This is a genomic window from Streptomyces sp. NPDC059092, assembly GCF_042756365.1.
In the GTDB taxonomy this organism is placed as follows: domain Bacteria; phylum Actinomycetota; class Actinomycetes; order Streptomycetales; family Streptomycetaceae; genus Streptomyces.
The window spans coordinates 116092-141251 of record NZ_JBHZEJ010000009.1; the positions used below are offsets into that span (position 1 = coordinate 116092).

Below are 25160 nucleotides of genomic sequence, written 5' to 3' on the forward strand. Positions count from 1 at the left end.
AGATACTTTCGGCAATGTGGCCGATACTTTCGAGAGGTCGACCGATGAAAGCGATGAAGGCGATGAAGACTCGCACGACCCGCGCACGGTTTTCCCGGACCGTCGCCGGCGGAGCGGTGCTCGCCCTGGGCCTGGGCCTCACGGCCTGCGGCGGTGGCGGCAGTTCCTCGGGCGGTGGCGACGAGTTCCACGTACTCGTCTACGGCGATGCCACCAACAAGGTGGAGAAGCAGATCATCGAGACGTTCAACAAGACCTCGAAGGTCAAGGCGGTCCTGGACACGGTCCCCGGCGCCGACTACCAGAAGAAGCTCCAGACCACCATCAGTACCCCGCAGGCGCCCGATGTCTTCTTCAACTGGGGCGGCGGTTCCATCCAGCCCTTCGTGAAGTCGGGCCTGCTGCTGCCGCTGGACGGCCTGGTGGCGAAGAACCCGGAGCTGAAGTCCAACTTCCTGCCGTCCGTCTACAACACCGCGGAGATCGACGGCAAGGCGTACGGCGTGCCCATGCGCGGCACCCAGCCGGTACTGCTCTTCCACAACAAGAAGGTGCTCGCGGACGCCGGGGTCGAGGCGCCGAAGACCTGGGACGAACTGCTCGGCGCGGTCGCGAGGCTCAAGGCGAAGGGCGTCACGCCGATCGCGCTGGGCGGCGGGGACAAGTGGCCGACGCTCATGTGGTTCGAGTACCTGTACGACCGGGTGGCGGGCCCGGGTCTCTTCAAGGAGGCGCTGGCCGGCGACAAGAAGGTCTGGGAGAGCGCCGACAGCAAGAAGGCGCTGGGCATGCTGAAGGAGTTGGTCGACGCGGGCGCGTTCGGCACGAACTACGACTCGGTGAAGTTCACCGACGGCGGCTCCCCGGCCCTGGTCGCGACCGGCAAGGCGGGCTTCGAGCTGATGGGCTCGTGGGTGTACTCGACCCAGCGGGACACCAACCCGGACTTCGCCAGGAACGACCTGGGCTACACCTCGTTCCCGACGGTCACCGGCGGCAAGGGCGATCCGGCGGACATCGTCGGCAACACCAACAACTTCTACTCGGTGCTGAAGAAGACCGAGCACGCGGACGCGATAGCCGAGTTCCTGAAGCTCATGTACTCGGACGAGTTCGTCAAGGCGCAGCTCGCCATCGGCAATCTGCCGACCACCACGACCACCGAGAAGTTCCTGGACTCGGCGGACAACCCGACGTATCTGAAGTACCAGCTCGACATGGTCAGCAAGGCGCCCTCGTTCCAGCTCTCGTGGAACCAGGCGTATCCGCCGGCGGCCGACGCGCCGATGATGCAGGCCGTCCAGCAGTTCTTCAACGGCTCGATGGACGCCGACGGCTTCATCAAGGCCATGCAGGCCCTGTCCACCGACTGACCCGCACAACCGACTGCCCCCCGACTGACCACCGGCCGACCACCGGCCGACCACCGGCCGGTTGCCGACCGATCCCGACCGATCCCGACCGAGAGTGGACGTACGACATGGCCGACACAGCCGACATGGCGGCTCTCACCGACCCGGTCCCGGTGAAGAGCGGACGCACCGGGGCCGGTCCACGGGGGCGCGTACGGTCCGCACCGGGCCGGGGCCCCGCCGGGCATACGGTGGCCAGACCCGGGCTCCTCTGGGCGCTGCCCGCCGCCCTCTTCTTCGCCCTGTTCGCGATGGTCCCGCTGGTGCTGGTCGCGGTCCTCTCGTTCGCCGAGTGGAACGGGCTCGCGGCGCCGGGCTTCGCGGGGTTCGACAACTGGACCGCGCTGGTCCACGACCCGGTGATGATGAAGAGTCTGTGGCTGAGCCTCCTGCTCACCGTGCTCGGTGTGGTCACCCAGACCCCCCTGGCGATCCTGCTCGGGGTCTGGGCGGCCGGGCGGCAGCGCAACCGGGCGGTGCTCTCCGCGATCTTCTTCGTGCCGCTGCTGCTCTCCGCCACAGCCATCTCCGTCCTGTGGCGGGCGCTGCTCGACCCCAACTTCGGGGTGCCGGCGGAGGCGAAGTGGCTCTTCGGTGACGGCAATCTGCTGGGAACGCGGACCGGGGCGATCTGTGTCCTCGTCGCCGTGGCCACGTGGCAGTTCACCCCGTTCCACGCGCTGATCTACCAGGGCGCGGCGCGGGCGGTCCCGCGGGTGCTCTACCAGGCGGCGGCGATCGACGGGGCGGGGCGGGTACGCCAGTTCCTCCACGTCACGCTGCCGCAGCTCCGTAACTCGGTCGTCACGTCGGTGATCCTGATGGTGGTCGGCGGGCTCACCACCTTCGACACCGTACTGATCCTGACCCAGGGCGGCCCCGGTACCGACACCAGTATCAGCGCCTACTACATGTACCAGAAGGGGTTCCGGGAGTTCGACTTCGGCCAGAGCGCGGCCATCGCGCTGCTGCTCGTCGTGGTCGCCACGGTGATCTCACTGATCATGGTGCGGCTCTCGGGCTACGACAAGATGGCCGGCACGAAGGAGGGAATGTGACGGGCCTTCCGACGCCCCGCCCCGTGGCGGAGGACCGTCCCGTGACGCGGGGCCGTTCCCTGGCCAGGGGCCGTTCCGTGACCCGGGGCCGCCCGAACCATCTCGCGGGCCTGGGCGCCCTGCTGTGGCTCGGGCTGGTCGCCCTCCCCCTGTACGTGATGCTCGGCGCGACCGTCCAGAGCCGCACCGAGTACAGCGCGAACGGCCCGCTCGCCTTTCCGCGTTCCTTCTCCCTCGACAACTACGCGCAGGACTTCTCCAACGGCTTCGGCCGCTACTTCCTCAACACCGTGGTCGTCACCGGGAGCGTGGTGGCGATCGTGCTGCTGCTGGTGCCCCCGCTGGCGTTCTCGATCGTACGGAACCGGGGCCGGGGCACCGTCCGGATCTTCCGGCTCTTCCTGCTCGGGCTCGCCATCCCCGCCCAGGCGGTGATCGTCCCGATGTTCTACGCGATCAGCAAGGCGGGCCTCTACGACAACCTCATCGGCGTCATCCTGCCGACCGCCGCGTTCTGTCTGCCCGTCTGCGCGCTGATCCTCACCGGCACGATGCGGGACATCACCAACGAACTCTTCGAGGCGATGGCCATCGACGGGGCGACCACCCGGCGCGTCTTCTTCCAGCTCGTCGTCCCGCTCTCCAGGGGCGGGCTCGCGACGATCGTGGTGTTCTCCGCCCTCCAGGCGTGGAACGGCTTCCTCTTCCCGCTCGTGCTGACGCAGTCCGAGGAGACCAAGGTGCTCACCCTCGGGCTGTACAACTTCCAGACCGAGCACGGCGTCGACATCCCCGGTCTGCTGGCCGCCGTGGTGCTGTCCACGCTGCCCGTCCTGTTCGTCTACCTGTTCGCCCGCCGAGCCCTGGTCCAGGGGCTCATGGGGGTCGGAGGAAAGTGATCGACAACGTGAGCGCCGACACCGACACCACGACCGTCCCCACACCAGCACCCACACCCAGATCAGCACCGGCACCGGCACCGGCACCGGCACCGGGGATCCTCGCCCGCTCCGAGGCGCGGGCGCGCCGGGTCGAGGAGCTGATCGCGGCCATGACCACGGAGGAGAAACTGGCGCAGCTCTACGGGCTGTGGGCGGGCGCGTCCGCCGACGGCGCCGAAGTCGCCCCGCACCAGCACGACATGGACGCTCCGCCCGCCCTGGCGGACCTGCTGCCTCACGGGCTGGGCCAGCTGACCCGTCCGTTCGGCACCGTACCGGTGGATCCCGCGCTGGGCGCCCTCTCCCTCATGCGTACGCAGGAACGTGTCGTGGCGGCGAGCCGCTTCGGGATCCCCGCCATGGCCCACGACGAATGCCTCGCGGGCTTCGCCGCCTGGGGTGCCACCACGTACCCCGTCCCGCTCGCGTGGGGCGCCTCCTTCGACCCGGAGCTGGTACGGGAGATGGCGGGCGCGATCGGCCGCGACATGCGGTCGGTCGGGCTGCACCAGGGGCTCGCACCCGTCCTCGACGTGGTGCGTGACGCGCGGTGGGGGCGGGTCGAGGAGACCATCGGCGAGGACCCGTATCTGATCGGCACGGTCGCGACGGCGTACGTACGGGGCCTGGAGTCGGCCGGCGTCGTGGCGACGCTGAAACACTTCGCGGGGTACTCGGCCTCGCGCGGCGGACGCAATCTGGCCCCGGTCGGCATGGGGCCGAGGGAGCTGGCCGATGTGGTGCTGCCGCCGTTCGAGATGGCCGTACGGGAGGGCGGCGTACGGTCCGTCATGTCCGCCTACAACGACATCGACGGAGTGCCGTGCGCGGCGGACGAACGGCTGCTGACCGAACTGCTCAGGGACACCTGGGGGTTCGAGGGCACCGTGGTCGCCGACTACTTCGGGATCGCCTTCCTCAGGACGCTGCACGGGGTGGCGGGCGACTGGACCCAGGCGGCGACGGCCGCACTGACGGCGGGTGTCGATGTCGAGCTGCCCACCGTGAAGACCTTCGGGCAGCCCCTGCGGGACGCGGTCGCCGACGGGCGGCTGCCTGCGGAGGCCGTCGACCGCGCGGTGCGCCGTGTCCTGACCCAGAAGGCCGGGCTCGGGCTGCTCGACCCGGAGTGGAACGCACGGCCAACCTCCCTGGCAGACAAGGACCTTGAGGACACGGAGCGGCTGCGCGGCACGGTCACCCTGGACTCCCCCGCGCACCGCGGCATCTCCCGCAGGCTCGCGGAGCGTTCGGTGATCCTGCTGCACAACGACGGGACGCTGCCGCTGACCGGGCGTACGGGCGGCTCCGGCCCCGCGGGAGCCGGGGGCGCGGGCCCGGCGCGGATCGCTCTGATCGGCCCGCAGGCCGAGGCGGCCACGGCCGTTCTGGGCTGCTACTCCTTTCCGGTCCATGTCGGCGCCCACCACCCGGCCGTCCCGGTGGGCGTCGAACTGCCCACGTTGCGCGCGGCGTTGGCGTCCGAATTCCCGGCGAGCGAGATCGTCACGGTCGTTGCCACCGGCATCGACGACCCCATCCCCGCCCACTCCTCCGGTGACTTCCCGGAGGCGGTACGGGCGGCACGCGCCGCCGACGTCGTCGTCGTCGCGCTCGGCGACCGCGCGGGGCTCTTCGGGCGCGGCACCAGCGGGGAGGGCTGTGACGCGGAGACCCTCGATCCGCCCGGCGCCCAGGCCCAGTTGCTGGACGCGGTGCTCGACGCCGTACGGGGTACCGGGACGCGGGTCGTGGTCACCCTGCTCGCCGGCCGGCCGTACGTACTCGGCCGGGCGGTCACGGAGGCCGGGGCGATCGTGCAGGCGTTCTTCCCGGGGCAGGAGGGCGCCCCGGCGGTGGCGGGGGTGCTCAGCGGCCGGATCAACCCCTCGGGCCGCCTCCCGGTGAGCGTCCCCCGGCTGCCCGGGGCGCAGCCGTCCACGTACCTGGCGGCGCCGCTGGCCCACGCGAGCGAGGTCTCCAGCATCGACCCGACGCCGGCCTTCGGCTTCGGCCACGGGCTGACGTACACGTCGTTCGCCTGGTCGGAGCTGACGGGCGCCGCCCCGACGGCCACGGACGGTGCTGTGGAGCTGTCCTTCACCGTCAGCAACACGGGCGGGCGTGCGGGCGCCGAGGTGGTCCAGCTCTATCTGCACGACCCGGTCGCCTCGGTCGTCCAGCCCGTACAGCGCCTGATCGGCTACGTACGGCTCCCCCTGGAGGCGGGCGAGCGGGCCAGGATCGCCGTGACCGTCCCCGCCGACCTGGCCTCCTTCACCGGCCGCGACGGCCGCCGGATCGTCGAACCCGGCGCGCTGGAGCTGCGGTTGGCCGCCTCCAGCACCGACGTACGGCTCACCGCCGCGCTCACCCTGACCGGCCCCGTACGGTACGTCGACCACACGCGCGCACTGCACGCGACATTCACCGTCCACAGGTCACCGGCCACGGACGGGCGGGCGTGACGGCCCTGTAGCGCCCCGATCCCCTCCCCCACCGTGTGTCGCCCACCTCCACGAGGAGCTGGGCGACACGCGCCCTCGCTGGGAAGACGACACACCGGCCAGGGGCGTGACCCCCCGGGCGCCCGCTCGCCGCCGCCCGCGGCGCGGATGACACCCGACGACACCTCCGGCCGCCACGCGAGAGCTCCGAGAACGCCCCAAGCGGTGATCTTGCACTGGGTAGGGTGAACAGCCGGGCGCCGCACGACCGTTCGCACGCGCTGCCCGCACCGGTGACGTACGTACGGGCCGCCCGATGACGCGGGGGCCGGAAAGTGGGCAGACAGATGCAACCGACGTTCGTACTGGTTCACGGAGCTTTCGCGAACTCGTTCTCCTTCGCACCGCTCCAGGCCGAACTCGGCCTCCTCGGACACCGTTCGGTCGCCGTCGACCTGCCCGGCCACGGATTCGGAGCGGCCTTCCCGCGCGCCTATCAGGCACCCCAGGACGTCGAAGGGCTCGCGACCGCGCCCGGCTCGATCGCAGGCGTCACACTGGCCGACAACGCCGCGCACCTCATCGGGATCCTGGAACGGGCCAAGCGGAACGGCCCCGTGATCCTCGTGTCCCACAGCCGTGGCGGTATCACGGCCACCGCCGCGGCCAACGCACGGCCGGACCTGATCGACCGGCTCGTCTACGTGTCGGCCTGGTGCCCGGCCGCCCTCGACGTCGGCGACTACTACGCCGAGCCGGAGATGGCCACGGTCGACGCCGCCTCCCTGGCACTGGCGATGGCCGGCAACCCGGCCGAACTCGGGCTGCTCCGCTGCAACTTCCGCACCGCCGACCCGGGCGTTCTCGCGGCGTTCAAGGCGGCCTTCCTCGCCGACGGCACCGACGAGGAGTTCCTGGCCTTCCTGAACACCTTCCAGCCCGACGAGAACCTGGACGCCGGCACCTCCACCGACCGGGCGCAGGCCGCGACCTGGGGCCGCGTCCCGAGGACCTTCGTCCGCCTCGCCGACGACACGAGCCTGCCGCTCGCCCTGCAGGACCGGCTGATCCGCGAGGGCGACGAGCTGACGCCGGACAACCCGTACGACGTCCGCACCCTGGAGGGCAGCCACCTGAAGTGGCTCGTCGCCCCGGCGCCGGCGGCGCGCGTCCTGGGGGAACTCACCACGCTCCTGGACGCGCCCGCCCCCTCGTAGAAGATCCCGGCGAGCGCGACGGACCCCGGCGAATCATGGTGGCGCTCACGCCACCCTCCCCGGCGACTGGACAGCCCGGCAGGGCGTCGGTCGGTGCCCGAGCCACGACCACCGGAACCCGGCTACGAGTATCGATGTCAGTGCCTCCTGCCAGGATGACCGCCATGACGACACCATTGCTTCTCACCGACATCGAGCAGGCCCTCCGCAGCAGTTGGAGCGCCGAGACCTGCACCCCGGAGTTCCGGTCCCGCTGGAGTACGGACAACCCGGCCAGGGACCAGTGCGGTGTGACCGCCATGGTCCTCAACGACCTGCTGGGCGGTGAACTGATCCGCGGCGAGGTCCACGTCGACGGCGAGCGCACGGACTACCACTGGTGGAACCGTCTGGGCATGGGGATCGAGATAGACCTCACCCGGGAGCAGTTCGGCCCCGAGGAGATCGTCACCGGCGGCGATGTGGTCCCCCGCCCGCCGGTGGCCGAGTGGCGTCGGCTCGTACCGGAGTACGAGCTTCTGAGCTCCCGTGTCGCCGAGAAGCTCGACCGCTGAAGCCTCCCACCGGATCTCCGGGGCCCGGCGCTCACGCCGAAGGCCCCCGGCCATGATCGGTCGGAGGCCTTCGGACTGGTGGGCGCGGACGGTTTCGAACCGCCGACATCTGCTTTGTAAGAGCAGCGCTCTACCCCTGAGCTACGCACCCGTGGATGAGGGAACAGCGTACATGGCCCAGGGGACCAGGTCGCAAACCAAGGTCGCGGACCGGAGCCGGCTGCCCCGGTCGCGGACCCGGGCAGTGAGCCCCGGGCTCTGAGCCGCGCGGGAAGATCGCGGGCCGGGGCGCGAACTAACCGGCCCGTGTGTTCGTCATTACAGGTGGGAGAATGAACGAGGGCAGGGCGAACTCGGCACGGGAGAGTGATGTGACGGCGACACACGCACGGCCGTACGCGGGAGCCGACGGACGTGCCGTCAGTGGCGCCGGTGGATCGGCGGAGAGTGGTGCGGGCGCTGCGGGCCGTGGGGCGCTCGTGGGCCTCAGGGACGCGCTGACGCTGGTCCTGCTGCCGTTGCCGCTGCTGGTGGCGGCCGTGCCCGGGGCGTTCGCCGGTGGGGGTACGCGGCGCTGGTTCGGCGGGCGTGGCGAGAGTCTGCGGGCCGACGCGCAGGCGGCGAAGGACGCGGCCGCCGCCTCCTTCTACGAGCTGGACACCGCCCAGCGCGACCTGCGGATCTCCATAGAGACGATCACGGCGGTGGACAGCTCGCCGGGCGCCCGCAAGGCCGTGGCGGACTTCGCCGCGCTGGGGCAGCGGATCGACGAGGTGAGCCACGGCTACATCACCGCCGTGGACGCCCACGACCTGGACAAGGACGATCTGGAGCCGTCGGCCGCCTCGAAGGCGCGCGGCGAGCTCACCAAGGCCAAGGAAGAGCTGGACCGGGTCAAGGGCGATCTCGACCGGTTCGAGCAGGGGCTCGGGCCGCTGCTCGACAAGGCCGAGACACAGCTCGCCCGGCTGGCGCCCGCCGTGGAGCGGGCCCGGCAGGCGCTGCTGGCCGCGAGCAACGCGCTCGACGCGGTACGGGAGGCCGGGCTGCGGGCCGACGACCTGGCGGCCCGCCTCGCCGCGCTCGCCCCCGAGCTGACCAAGCTCAACCAGGGCGCGGGCCGGCACGGCGTCGCGGAGACCCTGCACCGCGCGGACCAGGTCAAGCGCGACGCCGGGTCCGTACGGTCCGAGGCGGAGCGGCTGCCCGAGCGGGCCCGGGAGATCGACCGGCGGCTGGTGTCGCTGCGTACCCGCGCGCAGGCCCTCACCACCCGCGCCGGGACGGTGGACCCGGTGCTCAGCGAGTTGCGCAGACGGTTCGCCGCGGCGTGCTGGCAGGACCTCCAGCAGGTCCCCGACCATGCGGCGGGCAGCGTACGGCAGGCCGAGGAGAAGCTCGCGGAGGCGGCGAAGGCGCGCGAGGAGCAGCGGTGGGCGGACGCGACGTCGCTGCTCAGTACGGCACGGGCGCTGCTGAACGGTACGGACGAGGCGGTCTCCGCCGCCGGTGACCGGCTCCAGCGGCTGAACGCGGTGTCGAAGGACCCGCAGCAGGAGATCGACCGCACACGGTTCGCGATCCGGGACGCGCAGCGCCTGGCCATGTCCGGCCGGTCCACCCCCGAGCCCCGGCACGCCCGCCCGCTGGACGACTCCGTGGCGCGGCTTGACCGGGCGGTGTCCTCGCTGGAGGGCCGCCACCCGGACTACTGGCACTTCCTGACCGAGACCGAGGCGGTACGGCAGCGGGTGGCCCAGGTGGTCTCGGAGATCCGCGAGGAGCGCGGCGCCGGGCAGGGCGGCTGACGCGAGCGGGGCCGCCGGGCTGGGCGGCCGGGCAGGGCGACCGGGCAGGGCGGCTGACGCGAGCGGGGCCGCCGGGCGGGACCGGTCGAGTTGTCGGGCCGTCCTGGTGGGCGGAACATGGTGACGCGTACGGATGCGTACCACAGCGTGCCACCCCATAAGGAGGCCGCCCATGGCCAGCCCAGTGATCCGCCACTCCCCCGGCGCCGTGCCCAGGAACCGGGAAGCCGGCCGCCGGAGGACCGGTCGGCGGAAACCCGGCCGCAGGCACGTCAGGCTCGACGAGCAGCTTCCGCTGGACCACCGGCTCAACCAGGTCTACCGGGTCGGCGCCGGGCTGATGGGTCTGGCCCTGATCGCCTTCGGGATCCTCGGGCTGATGGACCGGATCGGCTTCTTCGGTACGGGCGGTCAGCGCGTGCTGGGTCTCAACGCCAACGGCACGCTGAGCGTCCTGTCCATCTGCGTCGGGGTGCTGCTGCTGGCCGGCATGGTGATCGGCGGGAACACCGCGTCGACCGTCAACATGGTCCTCGGTGTCCTCTTCATCCTCAGCGGTTTCGTCAATCTGGCGCTGCTGGACACCAGTTGGAACTTCCTCGCCTTCCACCTCCAGAACGTGCTCTTCAGCTTCGTCGTCGGGCTGCTGCTGATGTTCTTCGGGATGTACGGCAGGGTCAGCGGCAGCCTGCCGCACGACAACCCGTACTGGCGGGCCCGCCATCCGGAGGAGGCGGAGCGCGAACAGCGGCACAAGGCCATGGGTGACCACGCCCGTGGGCAGCTGGACGTCGGATAATCTGAGACGTATGCCTCGCTACGAGTACCGCTGCCGCTCCTGTGGTGACACCTTCGAACTCAGCCGCCCGATGGCGGAGTCCGCGGCCCCGGCGTCCTGCCCCGAGGGGCACGACGACACCGTGAAGCTGCTCTCCACCGTCGCGGTCGGCGGTACGGCCAAGGGCGGCGCCCCGGCCCCCGCCGCCGGTGGCGGAGGGGGCGGCGGATGCTGCGGGGGCGGCTGCTGCGGCTGAGCCCGTCAGGAAGGGCGGGGCGCCGTCAGGAAACGGCGGCGTCCAGCAGGCGGCGCAGGATCTCCTCGCCCGCCGCGACCCCCGTGTGCGGAACCACGTCGACGTGCGGGGCGTGCCAGTTCCCGTCGGCCAGTTCGCCGTGGCCTGGGCGCCAGGCGCGGTCGGCGGCCAGCAGCAGGTCCGCGTCGAGCAGTGAGTCACCGGCGGCCAGGGTGAGCCCGGCTCCGGCCCTGCGGGCCACTTCCCGCACCGCGGCGCTCTTGGTGAGCGGGCGCGGTACGGCGTAGATCTTGCGGCCCTGGAGCGAGACCGTCCAGCCGCGCTCCCCCGCCCAGCCGGCCAGTTCCTTCACCCAGCCCTCCGGCAGCAGGGCGCGGTCGACCACCAGATAGGCGAACAGGTCCTCGGCGACCCGCTCCTTGAGCAGCCACTCCGGGGCGGCGGTCGCGCTCAGGTGCGCGCGGACCTCGGCGAGCGGCGCGCACTCGGCGGCCAGCCGCGCCGCGACCTCGCGCCGCCAGTCCGGATCGGAGACGCCGTCGACCAGCAGATGTCCGCCGTTGGCGCAGATCGCGAACTTCGGTGCGGGGCCCGGCAGATGGATCCGGCCGTACTGCTCGCGCGTGCGGGTGGTCGTCGGTACGAAGACGGTCGTACGGGCGAGCCGGTCGAGGAGCGCCGCGGCCGTCTCCGTCAGATACGACAGCGGCCGGCTCTCGTACACCTCGACGCAGAGCAGCCGCGGCGCCTCGGCGTCCGGCATCGGTAGCTGGAGGGCGGCGGCCGAGTAGATGAGGGTGCGGTCCAGGTCGCTCGCGACCAGGGTCGGGACACCCGTGGAGGCGGTGGTCACGCGGTCGCCACCGCCTTGCCGTCCGTGCCGGTCGCGCCCCGCGTGTACCGGGGGTGGATCAGCCCGACGCAGGTGTACGGAAGGCCGTCGACCTCCTCCACGGGCACCCCGCGCTGCTCGGCCAGCAGGCGCACATGGTCGAGGTCGGCGCCCGCGCCGCGCCGCGCGAGGATCTTCCAGGGGACGCGGCGGAGCAGGACGCGGGTGGTCTCCCCGACGCCCGGCTTGACCAGGTTCACGTCGTGGATGCCGTACTCCTCGCTGATCCGCGAGACGGCCGCCCACCCTTCCCAGGTGGGTGCGCGGTCCGCCGCGAGGAGTTCCTTGGCCTCGGCGGCCACGGCGTCCGCGACCTCGTCGAAGCGGGCCGCGACGGTGTCGAGGAAGTGCTGCGAGACATCGGCCCCGGCCAGCTCCCGGTAGTGCTTCGCGCCGTGGAAGTCGTCCGGGCCGACCAGGTCGGCGCGGAGCACCGTACGGGAGATCAGCCCGGAGACCGTGGAGTTGAGGCAGGCGGACGGGATGAGGAAGTCCTCGCGGGTGCCGTACGTCCGGACGCAGCCGCCCGGGTCGGCGAGGACCGCGATCTCCGGGTCGAAGCCGTCGAACCCGGCCAGGGCCTCGGCCAGTTCGCGGGTGATGGCGCCCTTGCCGGTCCAGCCGTCGACGAAGACCACGTCGGCCGGGTCGTGGTGGGCGGCGAGCCAGCGCAGGGCGTTGGCGTCGATGCCCCGGCCGCGCACGATGGAGACGGCGTAGTGCGGCAGGTCGAGGCCGTGGCGGTGCTGGGCCCAGCGGCGCATCAGGACGCCGACGGGCGTGCCGGCGCGGGCCAGTGAGACCAGCACGGGGCGGGGCGAGCGTTCGGCGAGGACCGTTTCGGTGACCGTGCCGACGGCCTGGGCGACCCGGGCCGCCGAGATCTCCAGGGCGGCGGCGAACAGCTCCTGGTACCGCTCGCTCGGCTGGTACTCGACGGGCAGGGACTCGGCGTAGTGCGCGCCCCCGTTCTGGATGGCCTCCTCGCGCTCCTCGATCGGGGCTTCCAGCTCGACGTCGGAGAGGTCCTGGAGGAGCCAGCCCACGTCCTGCGGGGCGTACGAGGAGAAGGCGGGGCCCCGGAGGGGTTCGGGCAGCATGAGGGGGTCCTGCCGTTCTGAGAGGTGCTTCTCCGGGCCGGGAGCCTCCGGGCCGGGAGCGGGTACGTACGAGGGGACGACCGCCAGGAGCACGCGGGGCGTGTGCTCGGCGAGGCGGGCGAGCAGGCCGTCGGCGACGTGCAGCGCGGGGGTGTCCGCGACGGAGTCGACCACGGCGACGACGGCGTCGAAGCCGCCGCCCGCGACGTTGTACGCGTACCGGTCGGCGCCGTTCTCCTCACCCCCAGGGAAGGCGTCGGTGTCGTGGGCGGGGAAGACGAGGCGGCTGCGTATCGCGTAGCCGGGGTCGTCCACGGCCAGCACGGGCGAGCGCGTCGTGGTGGAGTAGCGCACCTCGGGGCGCGCCTCGGGACGCCCGTCGGGGCGCGCCGCCGCGCGCACGTCCGGGGCCGCCTCCGTGCCCGCCTGCGGCCCTGCCTCGCCGGCCGCGTACGTACGCTCCAGCTCCCCGGCCAGCCGCAGCGGCGCGTACATCAGCTCCTCGAAGCCGAGGACGAGGACGCGCCGGGCGTCGCCCAGTTCGGCGGCGAGGGCGCGCGCCATCGCGGGCAGCGCCGTCTCCAGCTCCGCCCGGTGGGCCGGGGTGAAGCCGTGCCGGCCGCCGTCCGGGACTCCTGCGGGCCACTCCAGGGCGACCCTGGCCGGCCCGGACGCGCGCTCGGACGTACCGGCCGCCGCACGCTGCCCCGGCACAGGCACAGGCATGGGCGCGGGAACGGCCACCGGCACAGGCGCAGCCACCGGCGTCTCGTGCCGTGCCACCAGCTCCTGGCCCTTCGCCAGGACGCCCTCCGGGAGCCGGACCGTACCGGAGGCCAGGGTGACGAGGTCGACGCGTGCCCCGATCTCCTGGGCGAACTCGGCGAGCCGCCCCTGATCGGCCGGCGACCGCATGTCGACCAGGGCGACGATCACGTACCAGTGCCGGGGATAGCGGTCGTGCAGGGCGCGGATCGTGTTCTGGACGGTGTTGCCGGTGGAGAACTCGTCGTCGACGAGGACCAGCGGACCGGCCGAGGCCAGCAGCCCGGGGTCCTCGGGCAGCAGCAGGTGGGAGGTGGCGTGCGAGTGGGACTCCTCGAAGCCGCCCGCGCGCGCGACGCCCGCGACCGGGCGCCGCGTGGAGTGCAGGTACGGGGCTTCGCGTACGCCGTCGGCGACCGCGTGACCGAGCCCGGTCGCGGTCTCGGCGTAACCGAGCACCACCGCCCGCGCGACCTCAGGGCCCAGCAGCTCCCGTACGCGCTCGCCCAGTTCGACGCCCGTTCCGTGGACGACGGCGGGGCTCTGCGGCACGTGCTTGCCCAGCACGTTCGAGACGAGGAGGTGGGCGCGCTTGGGGTTGCGGCGCAGGGCGAGACCGAGCAGGTCCCGCAGCCCGTCGTCGCCGGTCAGCTCGATGCCCAGCCGCTCGGCGACCCATGTGCCCGACCAGACCATGCCGGTGTTCTCCTCGGTGTCCGTGATCTTCGTAGTGGTGGTGAGGGTGCGCCGTGGTCCGCGCGTCCGTCCCTGCCCGCTCACTGGGCGAGTCCGGCCGTCAGCAGCTCCACGAAGCCGACGTCCTCGCGGGCGACGCCGAAGACCTCGGCCCGCAGCAGGGTGCGCTCGGCCCAGGCGCGGTGGGGCTTCACCTCGTTCATCTTGTTCGTGTACGCGGAGCGCAGCACCCCGCCGCCGTCCCGTTCGGGGCGCAGGATGTCCTGGGCGTCGCTGAACTCCTCGTGGCTGACGACCGAGAGCGCGTGTACGGGCGGGACGTGCGACGGGTGGATGCACGTCTTGCCCATGAGCCCGTTGGCGCGGTCGAGTTCGATCTCGCGCAGCAGGCCGTCGAGGTCGTGCTCGATCAGGGCCGTGCGCAGCTCCTCGGCGCGCCCTTCGAGGAAGGGGCTGCGGCGGAGCTGCGGTTTGAACATGCGTTCCTGGAGCCGGAAGTACTCCCAGACGGGGCCGGTGATCGTGAAGCCGGTGCCGTCGGCGCGGCCGAGGACGTTGACGACGTCCGCGATGACCCCGGCGACGATCCGTACGTCGTACGCCGTCATGTCGGGCGACCGGCGCAGTCCGTACGCCGAGCAGAAGTCGGTGACGCCCAGGCGGAGCGCGAGGACCCGTTCGCGGTACTTGTCGACCGCGTTGGCGATCCCGGTGAGCGTCTCCGTCCTGGTCTCCAGGTGGAGCAGTTCGGGTGATTCGAGGACGGGCATGGCGTAGAGCGTGCGCCCGCAGGCGGCCTCCGCCTCGGCCAGGGCCTCCAGGAAGGCGGTGCCGCGCTCCTCGGTGAACTTGGGGAGTACGAATCCGGACAGCAGCCGGACCGAGCCGCCCAGGCGCCGGACGAGGTCGGGGATCTGGTCCGGTTCGCGGACGCGGACGAAGAGCAGCGGCGTCTCGGCGCCCCGCTCGTCGAGGTCGGCGAACTGGCGGACCAGATTGGCCTCGGCATCCTCGACCTCGGCGTCGTGGATGGAGTCCTCCAGGCAGAGCACCATGGAGACGACTCCGCGCCCGGCCAGCTTCCGTACGTCGTCCGCCAGCCGGGGCCGGGTCGCCGGGCTGTAGAGGGTGGCCCCGAGCGCGGCCGAGAGCAGCCTGGCAGGGGACCCGGCGGTGAACTCGCACGGTTCCTGGTGGAACAGGCCCTTGCGGGCAGCGGGCGGGATATGCCCGAAATGACGCATGTAGATCCCCCGTACCGCCATAATGGCCCGTTGGTCATGTGGCCGGTAATAGTACGTATGGGCGGGTGTCAAGAGTTCCCCGGGCGCATGAAATCCTGGTAACTCGTCTGCTTCTCGGTGGTTCCACCGGCGTACCGGTCGTACGGCCGGCAGGACGGAACGTGGCGGAGGGGCCGCCACGTTGTCCCCGTGGGCGGTGGGAAGGCAGGATGGCCGGTATGACGCACGCGATGCTCAAGGGCTCGAACGTCCCCCTCGACGCCATGGCCGTACGAGCCGTGCTGCGCTGGTCGCCCGGCGCCGGGGTGCCGGACGTGGATGCCTCGGCGCTGCTGCTCGGCTCCGGCGGCCGGGTCAGGTCGGACGAGGACTTCGTCTTCTACAACCAGCCGAGGCATCCGTCCGGGGTGGTGCGCAGGCTGCCCAAGAAGCAGCTCGGCGAGTGGCTGACCGACTCGGTCGAGGCGGACCTCACCGCGCTCGACCCTTCCGTCGAGTCGGTCGTGCTGGCCGCCTCCTCGGACGGCGCGAGCTTCCAGCATGTGAGCGATCTGCGGATCATGCTGTACGACGCGGGCGCGGCCGACGGGGAGCCGCTGGCCGTCTTCGACGTCCAGCCGGAGACCGGCGAGGAGACCGCGATCATCTGCGGCGAGCTGTACCGGCGCGGGGACTCCTGGAAGTTCCGCGCCGTGGGCCAGGGGTATCCGACCGGGCTGATCGGCCTCGCCACCGCGTTCGGCATCTCGGTCGACGACACCGAAGGGGCGGAGGAGGCCGACGGGACGGCCGAGCCGGAAGAAAGCACGGTCTTCACCGACCCCGGCGCCGACACCGTGGTCCACGCGGGTCCTGACGCCACGGCGGCCACCCGGCCCGCGGCCCAGCTCCCGCCGCCCCCGGTGCTGCCTCCCGCGTACGGCTATCCGCAGCCCGACCTGCCCTCGGCCCAGCCGCCCTACGGCTATCCGCAGCCCGTGTCGGCGCCGCACCCGCAGCCCGCGTACGGCTATCCGCAGCCGGCCGCGGCCGCGGCGCCCGCCCCGGACCCGCACTTCCGGCTGCCTCCGATGGGCCCGCAGTTCGCCCACCAGTAGCCCGCCCGGCGACGGTCCACCGGCGGCCGGACGGCCCACCGGCCGTCCGGGGCGCCCGCACCGGTCCTTCCGGCTCAAGGCCGCCTCAGGTCTTCGCCTTGTAGCCGCGGCCCCACTGGAGGCCCCAGCCGTACAGCCGGTCCAGCTCGGCCTGGAAGCCGTACACGTACTTCACCTCGCGGCGCACGACCAGATCGCCCTTGACGTTCTGGAGCGAGAACACCGCGCAGGACCGGGCCTGCGGCTCGTCGTCGTCGAGGTCTATCTCGATCCGCGGGCCGTTGCTCGGGTAGAGCGTCACATGCGCGTGCGTACGGTTGAACGCGGGCGTCTGGTCGTAGATGTAGACGAAGAACAGCAGGCGCTTGATCTCGTCCCGGTTGTCGAGATTGACATAGACGGTCTCCCCCGAGCCCGCCCCGAACCGGTCGTCGCCGCTGAGCTTGACGTACGGCGGGTCGTTGAGGTCCCCGAGGAAGTTGCCCAGGGGCTGGACGACGCCCTTGCTGCCGTCCATCAGTTCGTACATGCAGCCGAGGTCCAGGTCGACGTTGACCACGCCCTGCGTATGGGCCTGGACGACCTCGGGCTTGAAGAGCTTGAGCGGGTTGCCCAGGAGCTTGCCGCTCTGGCGCGAGCGCTCCCCGATGTCGGAGGTGCGCATCTGCCAGGAGAGGTTCACCCGGAGATTGCCGGTCGCCGCGCCCTGCTTCGAGAGCGAGATCGTCGGGCGCCGTTTGGTCAGCTCGATGGAGTTGGACGCGCTGCCCGAATCGAATTGCGATGCCCTTTGCCCTTGCCACAGGTTGTCCCAGAAGGCCATGCCCCCACCCCACTTCTGTCGTCCACTTGACGTCTACTCGCCAACAAACCGTCATATCGGCACGGAAGAACGGGGCGACCGGTAGGCTCCCGCCTCTTGGCCGCCCCGTTCAACAGGGTTCCCTGGATCCGCTCCGTGTCACACCCCTGAGCACCGGCTCACGGGAGGGCTCACCGGAGCATGCGCTCAGACGTGGAGCGCCGTCTTGTCCCCGTCGGGGTCCTTGCCGCCGCCTTCCGCTTCGAGCGCCTTGTTACGGCGCACGGAGGACCAGAAGGAGGCCGCGATGAGAATGACCCCGACCAGACCCGTGATGATCTCGTTGATGGAGTGCTCGATGGTGATGAGCAGGATCGCGGCCAGCGCACCGATCGCGTAGTGCGCGCCGTGCTCCAGGTAGACATAGTCGTCCAGGGTGCCCTGGCGGACCAGGTACACCGTCAGCGAACGGACGTACATCGCGCCGATGCCGAGACCCAGCGCCATCCAGAAGATGTGGTTCGTGATGGCGAAGGCGCCGATCACACCGTCGAAGGAGAAGGACGCGTCCAGGACTTCCAGGTACAGGAAGAGGAAGAACGCCGCCTTGCCGGCCAGGCCGACCGCGGAGACCTGCTTGCCCTCGGCCTTGGCCTTTTCCTCCTCCTCGTGCTCGCGCTCCTCCTCCTCTTCGAGTTTGTCCTCGAAGTAGCTGGAGAGGCCGCCGACGATGAGATACGTGATCAGACCGGCGATCCCGGCCAGCAGTACGGTGGCCGACTTGTCCGCGTACCCGGTACTGGTGTGCGCGTTGGTCGCGAAGGTCATGGCCGTGACCAGCAGGACGATCAGCGCGACGCAGACCGACAGCATGTCGACCTTGCCGAGCTTGGCCAGCGGGCGCTCCAGCCAGGCGAGCCACTTGATGTCCCGGTCCTCGAAGATGAAGTCCAGGAAGATCATCAGCAGGAACATGCCACCGAAGGCGGCGATCGCCGGGTGGGCGTCGGTGACCAGGTCCTCGTAGCGGCCGGGGTTGTCCATGGCCAGTTGGACGGCCTCGATCGGCCCGACCTTGGCGCTGATGGCCACGATGACGACGGGGAAGACCAGTCGCATACCGAACACGGCGATGAGGATGCCGACGGTGAGGAAGATCTTCTGCCAGAAGGCATTCATCTTCTTCAGGATCCCGGCGTTGACGACCGCGTTGTCGAAGGAGAGCGAGATCTCAAGGATCGACAGGATCAGTACGATCCCGAACGCCTCCCACCCCCACTGCCAGGCCGCGAAGGCCAGGCCGATCGCCGTGATGGCGAACGACCAGCCGAAGGTTTTCAGGATCACTGGCTACCCCATCTGGTGATTAACGGGTTTTCCCCCGCGCAGCGTACTGCTTTACGAAACGTTGACCCCGAAGTCTAGAGCGATGCCCCGCAGGCCCGACGCGTACCCCTGTCCCACGGCCCGGAACTTCCATTCGCCGCCGTACCGGTACAACTCACCGAAGATCATCGCCGTTTCCGTGGAGGCGTCCTCGCTGAGGTCGTAGCGGGCGAGTTCCTCGCCGTCGGCCTGGTTGACGACCCGGATGAAGGCGTTGGCGACCTGGCCGAACGTCTGGCCGCGATTGTCGGCGTCATGGATCGAGACCGGAAAAACGATCTTGTCGCAGTGGGCCGGAACCTGGGAGAGATCGACGATCAGCGATTCGTCGTCGCCCTCGCCCTCACCCGTCAGGTTGTCCCCGGTGTGCTGGACGGAGCCTTCGGGACTCGTCAGGTTGTTGTAGAAGATGAAGAATTCGTCGCCGAGTACGCGCCCTGACTGGCAGAGCAGCGCGCTGGCGTCGAGGTCGAAGTCCGCTCCGGTGGTGGAGCGGGCGTCCCAGCCGAGCCCGACCAACACCTGGGTGAGGTTGGGTGCGGCTTTGGAGAGGGAGACATTGCCCCCCTTGGCGAGTGTGACGCCCATGATGGTGAGTCCTCCCCGAGGTGATGTTCGTGCCGTGCTGACAGGCGGGACGCGCCTGACGTCCTGCCCGATCCGTACCCGGACATGCCGTTCGTGCCCGTACCGAGATCATGCCGTCCCCGCCCGTATGCGCACACCCACTCTCCAGGACCGGTACGAACCCGGTACGCGTCCGGCGCCGCACGGAAGGTGCGGCGCCGGAGACGGAGGTACGGACGTGCGAAGTACGACGTTACGGAGGGGCCTGGCCGGTCAGACGTTGACGCCGAAGTCCTGGGCGATGCCGCGCAGACCCGAGGCGTACCCCTGGCCGATGGCGCGGAACTTCCACTCCGCACCGTTGCGGTACAGCTCGCCGAAGACCATCGCGGTCTCCGTCGAGGCGTCCTCGCTCAGGTCGTAACGCGCCAGCTCGTTGTTGTCGGCCTGGTTCACCACGCGGATGAACGCGTTGCGCACCTGTCCGAAGGACTGCTGGCGGCTCTCGGCCTCGTAGATCGAGACGGGGAAGACGATCTTCTCGACGTCGGCGGGGACCGTGGCCAGATTGACCTTGATCGCCTCGTCGTCTCCCTCGCCCTCACCGGTGAGGTTGTCACCGGTGTGCTCGACGGAGCCGTCGGGGCTCTTGAGGTTGTTGAAGAAGATGAAGTTGCCGTCGACGGTGACCTTGCCCTCGGCGTTCGTCAGCAGGGCGCTGGCGTCGAGGTCGAAGTCACTGCCGGTGGTGCTGCGTACGTCCCAGCCCAGACCCACGGTGACCGCGGTCAGGTTGGGCGCGGCCTTGGTCAGCGAGACGTTTCCGCCCTTGCTGAGGCTGACTCCCACGAGTCCTCCCTATGGTGTGAAGCGTTGGCATCCGATCAACGACTGGATCCTAGTGACCGGTTCCCGGCCACGGCGCGTTTTCGGCGCTCGGTACGGGATGTCGCGCCCGGTACGGGGTGTCGCGTTCAGCCCGGGACGTCGCTCTGTACGGGATGTACGGGACGCCGCGTCAGAGCGACGCGAGGGCCTTGACGTACTCGTCGAGGTCCCGGGCGTCGGGCAGGGCGTTGACGACGCTCCAGCGCACGACGCCCTCCTTGTCGATGACGAAGGTGCCGCGCACGGCGCACCCCTTCTCCTCGTCGAAGACGCCGTACGCGCGCGAGACCTCGCCGTGCGGCCAGAAGTCCGACAGCAGCGGGTACTCCAGGCCCTCCTGCTCGGCGAAGACCCGCAGGGTGTGGATGGAGTCGTTCGAGACGGCGAGCAGCTGGGTGTCGTCGTTGACGAACGAGGGCAGCTCGTCACGCAGGGCACAGAGCTCGCCCGTGCACACACCGGTGAAGGCGAAGGGGTAGAAGAGCAGCACCACGTTCTTGGCGCCGCCGGCCGCGTCGGCCCCGCGGAAGTCGGACAGCCGCACGGTCCGCCCGTGGTTGTCCTTCAGCTCGAAGTCCGGGGCAGGGGTGCCGACCTCGATCGCCATGGATGCACGTCCTTTCGAAGGGCTCGGCGGAGCGGTCCTGATGCCAGGGGCGGCATCAGGCCCACACGCCTGTGTGCGTCCGAGCCTACGCAAAACCGCCCGCCGACGGGATCGGCGGACCCGGGGACCGGTGGACCCGGGCGTACGCAAAGGCCCCCGCCGACGAGATCGGCGGGGGCTTTCATGGTCGCGCCGCTGGTGCCGGTGGTGGCACGAGGGGCTACCGCTTCATTGCGCGCCCGAGGCGGCGCGGGGGTCAGCGCTTGCTCTTCGCCGCCTTGGGCGTGACGAGCCGGCTGCCGGTCCAGTCCTTGCCCGCGTTGATGCTCTTGGTCTGGGACAGGCCGGCGGTCTGGGACGCCTCGTTGATGTCGCTCGGTTCGACGTAGCCATCACGGCCGGTCTTGGGCGTCAGCAGCCAGATCACTCCGCCGTCCTCGATCAAACCGATGGCGTCCACCAGCGCGTCCGTAAGGTCGCCGTCCTCGTCACGGAACCACAGGACGACGGCGTCGGCCACGTCGTCGTAGTCCTCGTCGACAAGATCCTGGCCGGTGATGGCCTCGATGGACTCGCGGAGATCCTGGTCGACGTCGTCGTCGTAGCCGATCTCCTGGACCACCTGTCCGGGTTCGAACCCAAGCCTCGCGGCAAGGTTGGTTCGTTCCTCCGCGTGGTCCGCGGTCGCGCTCACGGATTGCCTCCTGATCATGTTTCGAATAAACGCTTCGGGCCGCGCGCGTACGCGGGGCGTTGGCCGTAGTCCACACGGGCGGGGCGGATCGCGCAAGTACCCGGCCGCCGAGACCGCCGAAACGGTGACGTTCCGGGCGCCTTCGCCGCATCTCCAGTCACTTCGACCCTGCCGCGCGTGACCCGGGCCACACGTTTCCTCCTTCTTTGCCATGTTATGCCGTTTCGGTACGTCAATCCGGCCCGAACGACCGAACGAAACGGATGGTCGGGATGGGCGTAAAATTGCGATTTGATGGTCGCGGGAACCCGTCCCGAGCGGCTCCGGACCCAGGAATATCCTGGGGAATCCGGGTTACCCCTCGGTAGAGATGACGTTTCCGTCGTCGCGGTAGCACGATGGATGCGGCGTACGTACCCCCGCGCAGGAGCAGTATCCCGACGGAGTGCACCGCATCGATGCCGTGCGGGGCACGACACGACCCGACCAGCGAAGGACAAGCGTGGCTCCCGGATCCGATCGCAATCCGATCATCATTGGCGGCCTTCCCAGCCAGGTCCCGGACTTCGACCCCGAAGAAACCCAGGAGTGGCTCGACTCACTCGACGCCGCTGTCGACGAGCGGGGCCGCGAGCGTGCCCGGTATCTGATGCTCCGGCTGATCGAGCGGGCGCGCGAGAAGCGCGTGGCCGTTCCCGAGATGCGCAGTACGGACTACGTCAACACCATCGCCACCAAGGACGAGCCGTTCTTCCCCGGCAACGAGGAGATCGAGCGCAAGGTCCTCAACGCGACACGCTGGAACGCCGCGGTCATGGTCTCGCGTGCCCAGCGCCCGGGGATCGGCGTCGGCGGCCACATCGCCACGTTCGCCTCCTCCGCCTCCCTGTACGACGTGGGCTTCAACCACTTCTTCCGGGGCAAGGACGGCGGTGACGGCGGCGACCAGATCTTCTTCCAGGGCCACGCCTCCCCCGGGATCTACGCCCGCGCCTTCCTGCTGGACCGCCTCAGCGAGACGCAGCTCGACGCGTTCCGCCAGGAGAAGTCGAAGGCGCCGTACGGGCTGTCCAGCTATCCGCATCCGCGCCTGATGCCGGACTTCTGGGAGTTCCCGACCGTCTCGATGGGGCTCGGCCCGCTCGGCGCGATCTACCAGGCCCGGATGAACCGCTACATGGAGGCGCGCGGTATCGCCGACACCTCCGGCTCCCACGTGTGGGCCTATCTGGGCGACGGCGAGATGGACGAGCCCGAGTCCCTGGGGCAGCTCTCCATCGCCGCCCGTGAGGGTCTGGACAACCTGACCTTCGTCGTGAACTGCAACCTCCAGCGCCTCGACGGCCCTGTACGCGGCAACGGCAAGATCGTCCAGGAGCTGGAGTCCCAGTTCCGCGGCGCGGGCTGGAACGTCATCAAGCTGGTCTGGGACCGCTCGTGGGACCCGCTGCTGGCCCAGGACCGCGACGGCGTGCTCGTCAACCGGCTGAACACCACGCCGGACGGGCAGTTCCAGACGTACGCCACCGAGACCGGCGCGTACATCCGCGAGCACTTCTTCGGCGACGACCAGCGGCTGCGCGCCATGGTCGAGAACATGACCGACGACCAGATCCTGCACCTCGGGCGCGGCGGGCATGACCACCGGAAGGTCTTCGCGGCGTACGCGGCGGCCAAGGCCCACCAGGGCCAGCCCACGGTGATCCTGGCGCAGACCGTCAAGGGCTGGACGCTGGGGCCGAACTTCGAGGGCCGCAACGCGACCCACCAGATGAAGAAGCTCACCGTCGCCGACCTCAAGGGCTTCCGGGACCGGCTGCACCTGCCGATCACCGACGGCCAGCTGGAGGACGGGCTGCCGCCGTACTACCACCCGGGCAGGGACTCGGAGGAGATCCAGTACATGCACGACCAGCGCCGGTCGCTGGGCGGGTACGTACCGACCCGGGTCGTCCGGGCGAAGCCGCTGGCGCTCCCCGACGACAAGGCCTACGCGGCGGTCAGGAAGGGCTCCGGCCAGCAGTCGATCGCCACCACCATGGCGTTCGTCCGGCTCCTCAAGGACCTGATGCGGGACAAGGAGATCGGCAGGCGCTTCGTGCTGATCGCGCCCGACGAGTACCGCACGTTCGGGATGGACTCGTTCTTCCCGAGCGCCAAGATCTACAACCCGCTGGGCCAGCAGTACGAGTCCGTCGACCGTGAGCTGCTGCTCGCGTACAAGGAGTCGCCGACCGGGCAGATGCTGCACGACGGCATCTCCGAGGCGGGGTGCACGGCGTCGCTGATCGCGGCGGGCTCCGCGTACGCCACGCACGGCGAGCCGCTGATCCCGGTGTACGTCTTCTACTCGATGTTCGGTTTCCAGCGGACCGGCGACCAGTTCTGGCAGATGGCCGACCAGCTCGCGCGCGGTTTCGTCCTGGGCGCGACCGCCGGCCGGACGACGCTGACCGGCGAGGGGCTCCAGCACGCCGACGGCCACTCGCATCTGCTGGCCTCGACCAACCCGGCCTGTGTCGCCTACGACCCGGCCTTCGGTTACGAGATCGCGCACATCGTCCGGGACGGCCTGCGCAGGATGTACGGCCCGGAGAGCGAGGACGTCTTCTACTACCTCACCGTCTACAACGAGCCGATCCGGCACCCCGCCGAGCCCGATGACGTCGATGTCGACGGCATCCTCAAGGGCATCCACCGCTACCGGCGGGGCGACCGGGGCGAGATCCCGGCGCAGATCATGGCGTCCGGCGTGGCCGTGCCGTGGGCGGTGGAGGCGCAGCGGATCCTCGCCGAGGAGTGGAACGTCCGGGCGGACGTCTGGTCGGCGACGTCCTGGAACGAGCTGCGCCGTGAGGCGGTCGAGGTGGAGCAGCACAATCTGCTGCACCCGGAGGAGGAGCAGCGCGTCCCCTACGTGACGCGCAAGCTCTCCGACGCGCAGGGCCCGTTCGTGGCGGTCTCCGACTGGATGCGTTCCGTGCCGGACCAGATCGCGCGCTGGGTGCCCGGTACGTACCAGTCGCTGGGTGCGGACGGCTTCGGCTTCGCGGACACGCGGGGCGCGGCCCGCCGCTTCTTCCACATCGACGCGCAGTCGATCGTGCTGGGGGTCCTCACCGAGCTGGCCAGGGAGGGCAAGGTCGACCGTTCCGCGCTGAAGCAGGCGGTGGACCGCTACCAGCTCCTGGACGCGGGGGCGGCGGACCCGGGCGCGGCGGGCGGCGACGCCTGACCAAGGGCGCGCGCAGGAACGTACGGAGGGCGGCGGGGCCGGAAGGGGTCCGCCGCCCTTCGGCGTACGGCGGAGCCCGGTCATCGCTCCCAGATCTTGAAGGCCCTCACCCGGTACGGCGAACTGGGCAGCCAGGTGCCGGTGCCGGGGTAGGTCTCGAACTCCCCGGTCTCCCCGCAGGTGCCCGACTGGTACGTCGTCACGGGCCGGCCGGTGCGGTTGGCGAGGGAGTGGGCGGTGGTGCCCTCCGGGAGGGGCACACAACTGTCGATGTCGGTCCCGGAGAGTTCGTGGGTCTGCCGGGCGCCCTTGAAGTCGTCCTTCGCCCACAGACACAGCTCGCCCGCCGCGCACGCCCCGAGGCGTGGCGGCGCGGCCGGGGCGGCCGGCGCCGCGGTGACGGTCCGGGGCAGCAGGACGGCGAGGGTGAGCGCCCCGACGGCGGCGCCGACGGTCGCGGTCGTACGGCGGAAGGTGGTCGTGGTGGTACGCGGCTGAGTCATGTCGGTCTTGCCCCCGTGTGTCGTGTCGTGTCGGTCAGGTCGTGCTGGGTGTTGTGTCGTGCCGTGTCGTGCTGGGTGTTGTGTCGTGCTGTGTGTCGCGCTCGTGTCGTGTCAGTCGTGATTCGTGTGGTGCCCGGGTCGCGTGCTGCGACCCCGGCACCACCACTCTGACCTGCGGCCGAGGGCCGCCGGAAGGGGTGTGGCCGCCCGCCA

The 25160-nt window shown here is 70.5% G+C and carries 21 protein-coding genes and 1 tRNA gene; 11 read left to right on the forward strand and 11 right to left on the reverse strand.

Annotation, left to right across the window (positions count from 1 at the left end; all coding sequences use genetic code 11):
- Nucleotides 1-62 precede the first annotated feature (62 nt).
- The 6 genes from ACFXPL_RS08405 to ACFXPL_RS08430 all read left to right on the forward strand — a co-directional run bounded on the left by ACFXPL_RS08405 (nucleotide 63) and on the right by ACFXPL_RS08430 (nucleotide 7629).
- Complete coding sequence (locus ACFXPL_RS08405; protein ID WP_384914502.1) at nucleotides 63-1373, forward strand: ABC transporter substrate-binding protein; 1311 nt, start codon at nucleotides 63-65, stop codon at nucleotides 1371-1373.
- A gap of 107 nt (nucleotides 1374-1480) precedes the next feature.
- Nucleotides 1481-2470 (forward strand): carbohydrate ABC transporter permease, encoded by a 990-nt coding sequence (locus tag ACFXPL_RS08410; RefSeq protein ID WP_384914505.1) that lies wholly within the window; start codon nucleotides 1481-1483, stop codon nucleotides 2468-2470.
- A gap of 77 nt (nucleotides 2471-2547) precedes the next feature.
- Nucleotides 2548-3369: a carbohydrate ABC transporter permease gene (locus ACFXPL_RS08415; protein ID WP_384914628.1), complete on the forward strand. Its 822-nt coding sequence runs from the start codon at nucleotides 2548-2550 to the stop codon at nucleotides 3367-3369.
- 152 nt (nucleotides 3370-3521) lie between these two features.
- Nucleotides 3522-5879: a beta-glucosidase gene (locus ACFXPL_RS08420; RefSeq protein WP_384914631.1), complete on the forward strand. Its 2358-nt coding sequence runs from the start codon at nucleotides 3522-3524 to the stop codon at nucleotides 5877-5879.
- Between the two features lie 326 nt (nucleotides 5880-6205).
- Nucleotides 6206-7075, forward strand: coding sequence for an alpha/beta hydrolase (locus ACFXPL_RS08425; RefSeq protein WP_384914507.1), 870 nt, complete (start codon nucleotides 6206-6208; stop codon nucleotides 7073-7075).
- 164 nt (nucleotides 7076-7239) lie between these two features.
- Complete coding sequence (locus tag ACFXPL_RS08430) at nucleotides 7240-7629, forward strand: hypothetical protein (protein WP_384914510.1); 390 nt, start codon at nucleotides 7240-7242, stop codon at nucleotides 7627-7629.
- Between the two features lie 76 nt (nucleotides 7630-7705).
- Here ACFXPL_RS08430 and ACFXPL_RS08435 read toward each other — a convergent pair.
- Nucleotides 7706-7780, reverse strand: a tRNA-Val gene (locus tag ACFXPL_RS08435).
- A gap of 220 nt (nucleotides 7781-8000) precedes the next feature.
- Between ACFXPL_RS08435 and ACFXPL_RS08440 the strand changes: the two genes are divergently transcribed.
- From ACFXPL_RS08440 to ACFXPL_RS08450, 3 genes are all read left to right on the forward strand, one after another.
- The gene (locus ACFXPL_RS08440; RefSeq protein WP_384914513.1) at nucleotides 8001-9437 is read left to right on the forward strand and encodes a hypothetical protein; all 1437 of its coding nucleotides are present in this window, start codon (nucleotides 8001-8003) and stop codon (nucleotides 9435-9437) included.
- A gap of 172 nt (nucleotides 9438-9609) precedes the next feature.
- Nucleotides 9610-10236, forward strand: coding sequence for a DUF4383 domain-containing protein (locus tag ACFXPL_RS08445; RefSeq protein WP_384914516.1), 627 nt, complete (start codon nucleotides 9610-9612; stop codon nucleotides 10234-10236).
- A 10-nt stretch (nucleotides 10237-10246) separates the two neighbouring features.
- The gene (locus ACFXPL_RS08450) at nucleotides 10247-10471 is read left to right on the forward strand and encodes a zinc ribbon domain-containing protein (RefSeq protein ID WP_384914519.1); all 225 of its coding nucleotides are present in this window, start codon (nucleotides 10247-10249) and stop codon (nucleotides 10469-10471) included.
- 25 nt (nucleotides 10472-10496) lie between these two features.
- On the opposite strand, the gene ACFXPL_RS08455 is transcribed toward ACFXPL_RS08450, so the two are convergent.
- The 3 genes from ACFXPL_RS08455 to ACFXPL_RS08465 form a co-directional block, all read right to left on the reverse strand.
- Nucleotides 10497-11324: an HAD family hydrolase gene (locus tag ACFXPL_RS08455; protein WP_384914522.1), complete on the reverse strand. Its 828-nt coding sequence runs from the start codon at nucleotides 11322-11324 to the stop codon at nucleotides 10497-10499.
- A complete protein-coding gene (locus ACFXPL_RS08460) occupies nucleotides 11321-13924 on the reverse strand; it encodes a phosphoribosyltransferase (protein ID WP_384914634.1) in 2604 nt (867 codons plus the stop codon). Before ACFXPL_RS08460 ends, ACFXPL_RS08455 begins: the two co-directional genes overlap by 4 nt.
- 80 nt (nucleotides 13925-14004) lie before the next feature.
- Nucleotides 14005-15168: an HpcH/HpaI aldolase/citrate lyase family protein gene (locus ACFXPL_RS08465; RefSeq protein ID WP_384914525.1), complete on the reverse strand. Its 1164-nt coding sequence runs from the start codon at nucleotides 15166-15168 to the stop codon at nucleotides 14005-14007.
- Nucleotides 15169-15386: 218 nt separating this feature from the next.
- On the opposite strand from ACFXPL_RS08465, the gene ACFXPL_RS08470 reads away from it, so the two are divergent.
- Nucleotides 15387-16265 carry a TerD family protein gene (locus ACFXPL_RS08470; protein ID WP_384914528.1) on the forward strand — a complete coding sequence of 293 codons (879 nt, stop codon included), beginning with the start codon at nucleotides 15387-15389 and terminating at the stop codon, nucleotides 16263-16265.
- A gap of 85 nt (nucleotides 16266-16350) precedes the next feature.
- Here the strand turns inward: ACFXPL_RS08470 and ACFXPL_RS08475 are convergent, their stop codons facing one another.
- The 6 genes from ACFXPL_RS08475 to ACFXPL_RS08500 all read right to left on the reverse strand — a co-directional run bounded on the left by ACFXPL_RS08475 (nucleotide 16351) and on the right by ACFXPL_RS08500 (nucleotide 21209).
- Nucleotides 16351-17088: a Tellurium resistance gene (locus ACFXPL_RS08475; RefSeq protein WP_384914531.1), complete on the reverse strand. Its 738-nt coding sequence runs from the start codon at nucleotides 17086-17088 to the stop codon at nucleotides 16351-16353.
- Nucleotides 17089-17274: 186 nt separating this feature from the next.
- On the reverse strand, nucleotides 17275-18414 hold the full coding sequence (locus ACFXPL_RS08480; protein WP_384914534.1) for a DUF475 domain-containing protein: 1140 nt from the start codon (nucleotides 18412-18414) through the stop codon (nucleotides 17275-17277).
- A 51-nt stretch (nucleotides 18415-18465) separates the two neighbouring features.
- Complete coding sequence (locus ACFXPL_RS08485; RefSeq protein ID WP_384914537.1) at nucleotides 18466-19041, reverse strand: TerD family protein; 576 nt, start codon at nucleotides 19039-19041, stop codon at nucleotides 18466-18468.
- A gap of 252 nt (nucleotides 19042-19293) precedes the next feature.
- Nucleotides 19294-19869 (reverse strand): TerD family protein, encoded by a 576-nt coding sequence (locus ACFXPL_RS08490; protein ID WP_384914540.1) that lies wholly within the window; start codon nucleotides 19867-19869, stop codon nucleotides 19294-19296.
- A gap of 169 nt (nucleotides 19870-20038) precedes the next feature.
- Nucleotides 20039-20515 (reverse strand): peroxiredoxin, encoded by a 477-nt coding sequence (locus ACFXPL_RS08495; RefSeq protein WP_384914542.1) that lies wholly within the window; start codon nucleotides 20513-20515, stop codon nucleotides 20039-20041.
- Between the two features lie 256 nt (nucleotides 20516-20771).
- Nucleotides 20772-21209: a DUF3052 domain-containing protein gene (locus ACFXPL_RS08500; RefSeq protein WP_384914545.1), complete on the reverse strand. Its 438-nt coding sequence runs from the start codon at nucleotides 21207-21209 to the stop codon at nucleotides 20772-20774.
- A 502-nt stretch (nucleotides 21210-21711) separates the two neighbouring features.
- Here ACFXPL_RS08500 and aceE point away from each other — a divergent pair.
- Complete coding sequence (gene aceE, locus ACFXPL_RS08505; protein WP_384914548.1) at nucleotides 21712-24444, forward strand: pyruvate dehydrogenase (acetyl-transferring), homodimeric type; 2733 nt, start codon at nucleotides 21712-21714, stop codon at nucleotides 24442-24444.
- Nucleotides 24445-24524: 80 nt separating this feature from the next.
- Here the strand turns inward: aceE and ACFXPL_RS08510 are convergent, their stop codons facing one another.
- On the reverse strand, nucleotides 24525-24947 hold the full coding sequence (locus ACFXPL_RS08510) for a peptidase inhibitor family I36 protein (RefSeq protein WP_384914551.1): 423 nt from the start codon (nucleotides 24945-24947) through the stop codon (nucleotides 24525-24527).
- Between the last annotated feature and the right edge of the window lie 213 nt (nucleotides 24948-25160).

Bases quoted from the DNA above. Each gene is read 5' to 3' on its own strand.
- ACFXPL_RS08425 (WP_384914507.1), top strand. From the start codon at position 6,206: ATGCAACCGACGTTCGTACTGGTTCACGGAGCTTTCGCGAACTCGTTC.
- ACFXPL_RS08450 (WP_384914519.1), top strand. From the start codon at position 10,247: ATGCCTCGCTACGAGTACCGCTGCCGCTCCTGTGGTGACACCTTCGAA.
- ACFXPL_RS08430 (WP_384914510.1), top strand. From the start codon at position 7,240: ATGACGACACCATTGCTTCTCACCGACATCGAGCAGGCCCTCCGCAGC.
- ACFXPL_RS08410 (WP_384914505.1), top strand. From the start codon at position 1,481: ATGGCCGACACAGCCGACATGGCGGCTCTCACCGACCCGGTCCCGGTG.
- ACFXPL_RS08460 (WP_384914634.1), bottom strand. From the start codon at position 13,924: ATGGTCTGGTCGGGCACATGGGTCGCCGAGCGGCTGGGCATCGAGCTG.
- ACFXPL_RS08405 (WP_384914502.1), top strand. From the start codon at position 63: ATGAAGACTCGCACGACCCGCGCACGGTTTTCCCGGACCGTCGCCGGC.
- ACFXPL_RS08465 (WP_384914525.1), bottom strand. From the start codon at position 15,168: ATGCGTCATTTCGGGCATATCCCGCCCGCTGCCCGCAAGGGCCTGTTC.
- ACFXPL_RS08420 (WP_384914631.1), top strand. From the start codon at position 3,522: ATGACCACGGAGGAGAAACTGGCGCAGCTCTACGGGCTGTGGGCGGGC.
- ACFXPL_RS08485 (WP_384914537.1), bottom strand. From the start codon at position 19,041: ATGGGCGTCACACTCGCCAAGGGGGGCAATGTCTCCCTCTCCAAAGCC.
- ACFXPL_RS08495 (WP_384914542.1), bottom strand. From the start codon at position 20,515: ATGGCGATCGAGGTCGGCACCCCTGCCCCGGACTTCGAGCTGAAGGAC.
- ACFXPL_RS08470 (WP_384914528.1), top strand. From the start codon at position 15,387: ATGACGCACGCGATGCTCAAGGGCTCGAACGTCCCCCTCGACGCCATG.
- ACFXPL_RS08510 (WP_384914551.1), bottom strand. From the start codon at position 24,947: ATGACTCAGCCGCGTACCACCACGACCACCTTCCGCCGTACGACCGCG.
- ACFXPL_RS08445 (WP_384914516.1), top strand. From the start codon at position 9,610: ATGGCCAGCCCAGTGATCCGCCACTCCCCCGGCGCCGTGCCCAGGAAC.
- ACFXPL_RS08475 (WP_384914531.1), bottom strand. From the start codon at position 17,088: ATGGCCTTCTGGGACAACCTGTGGCAAGGGCAAAGGGCATCGCAATTC.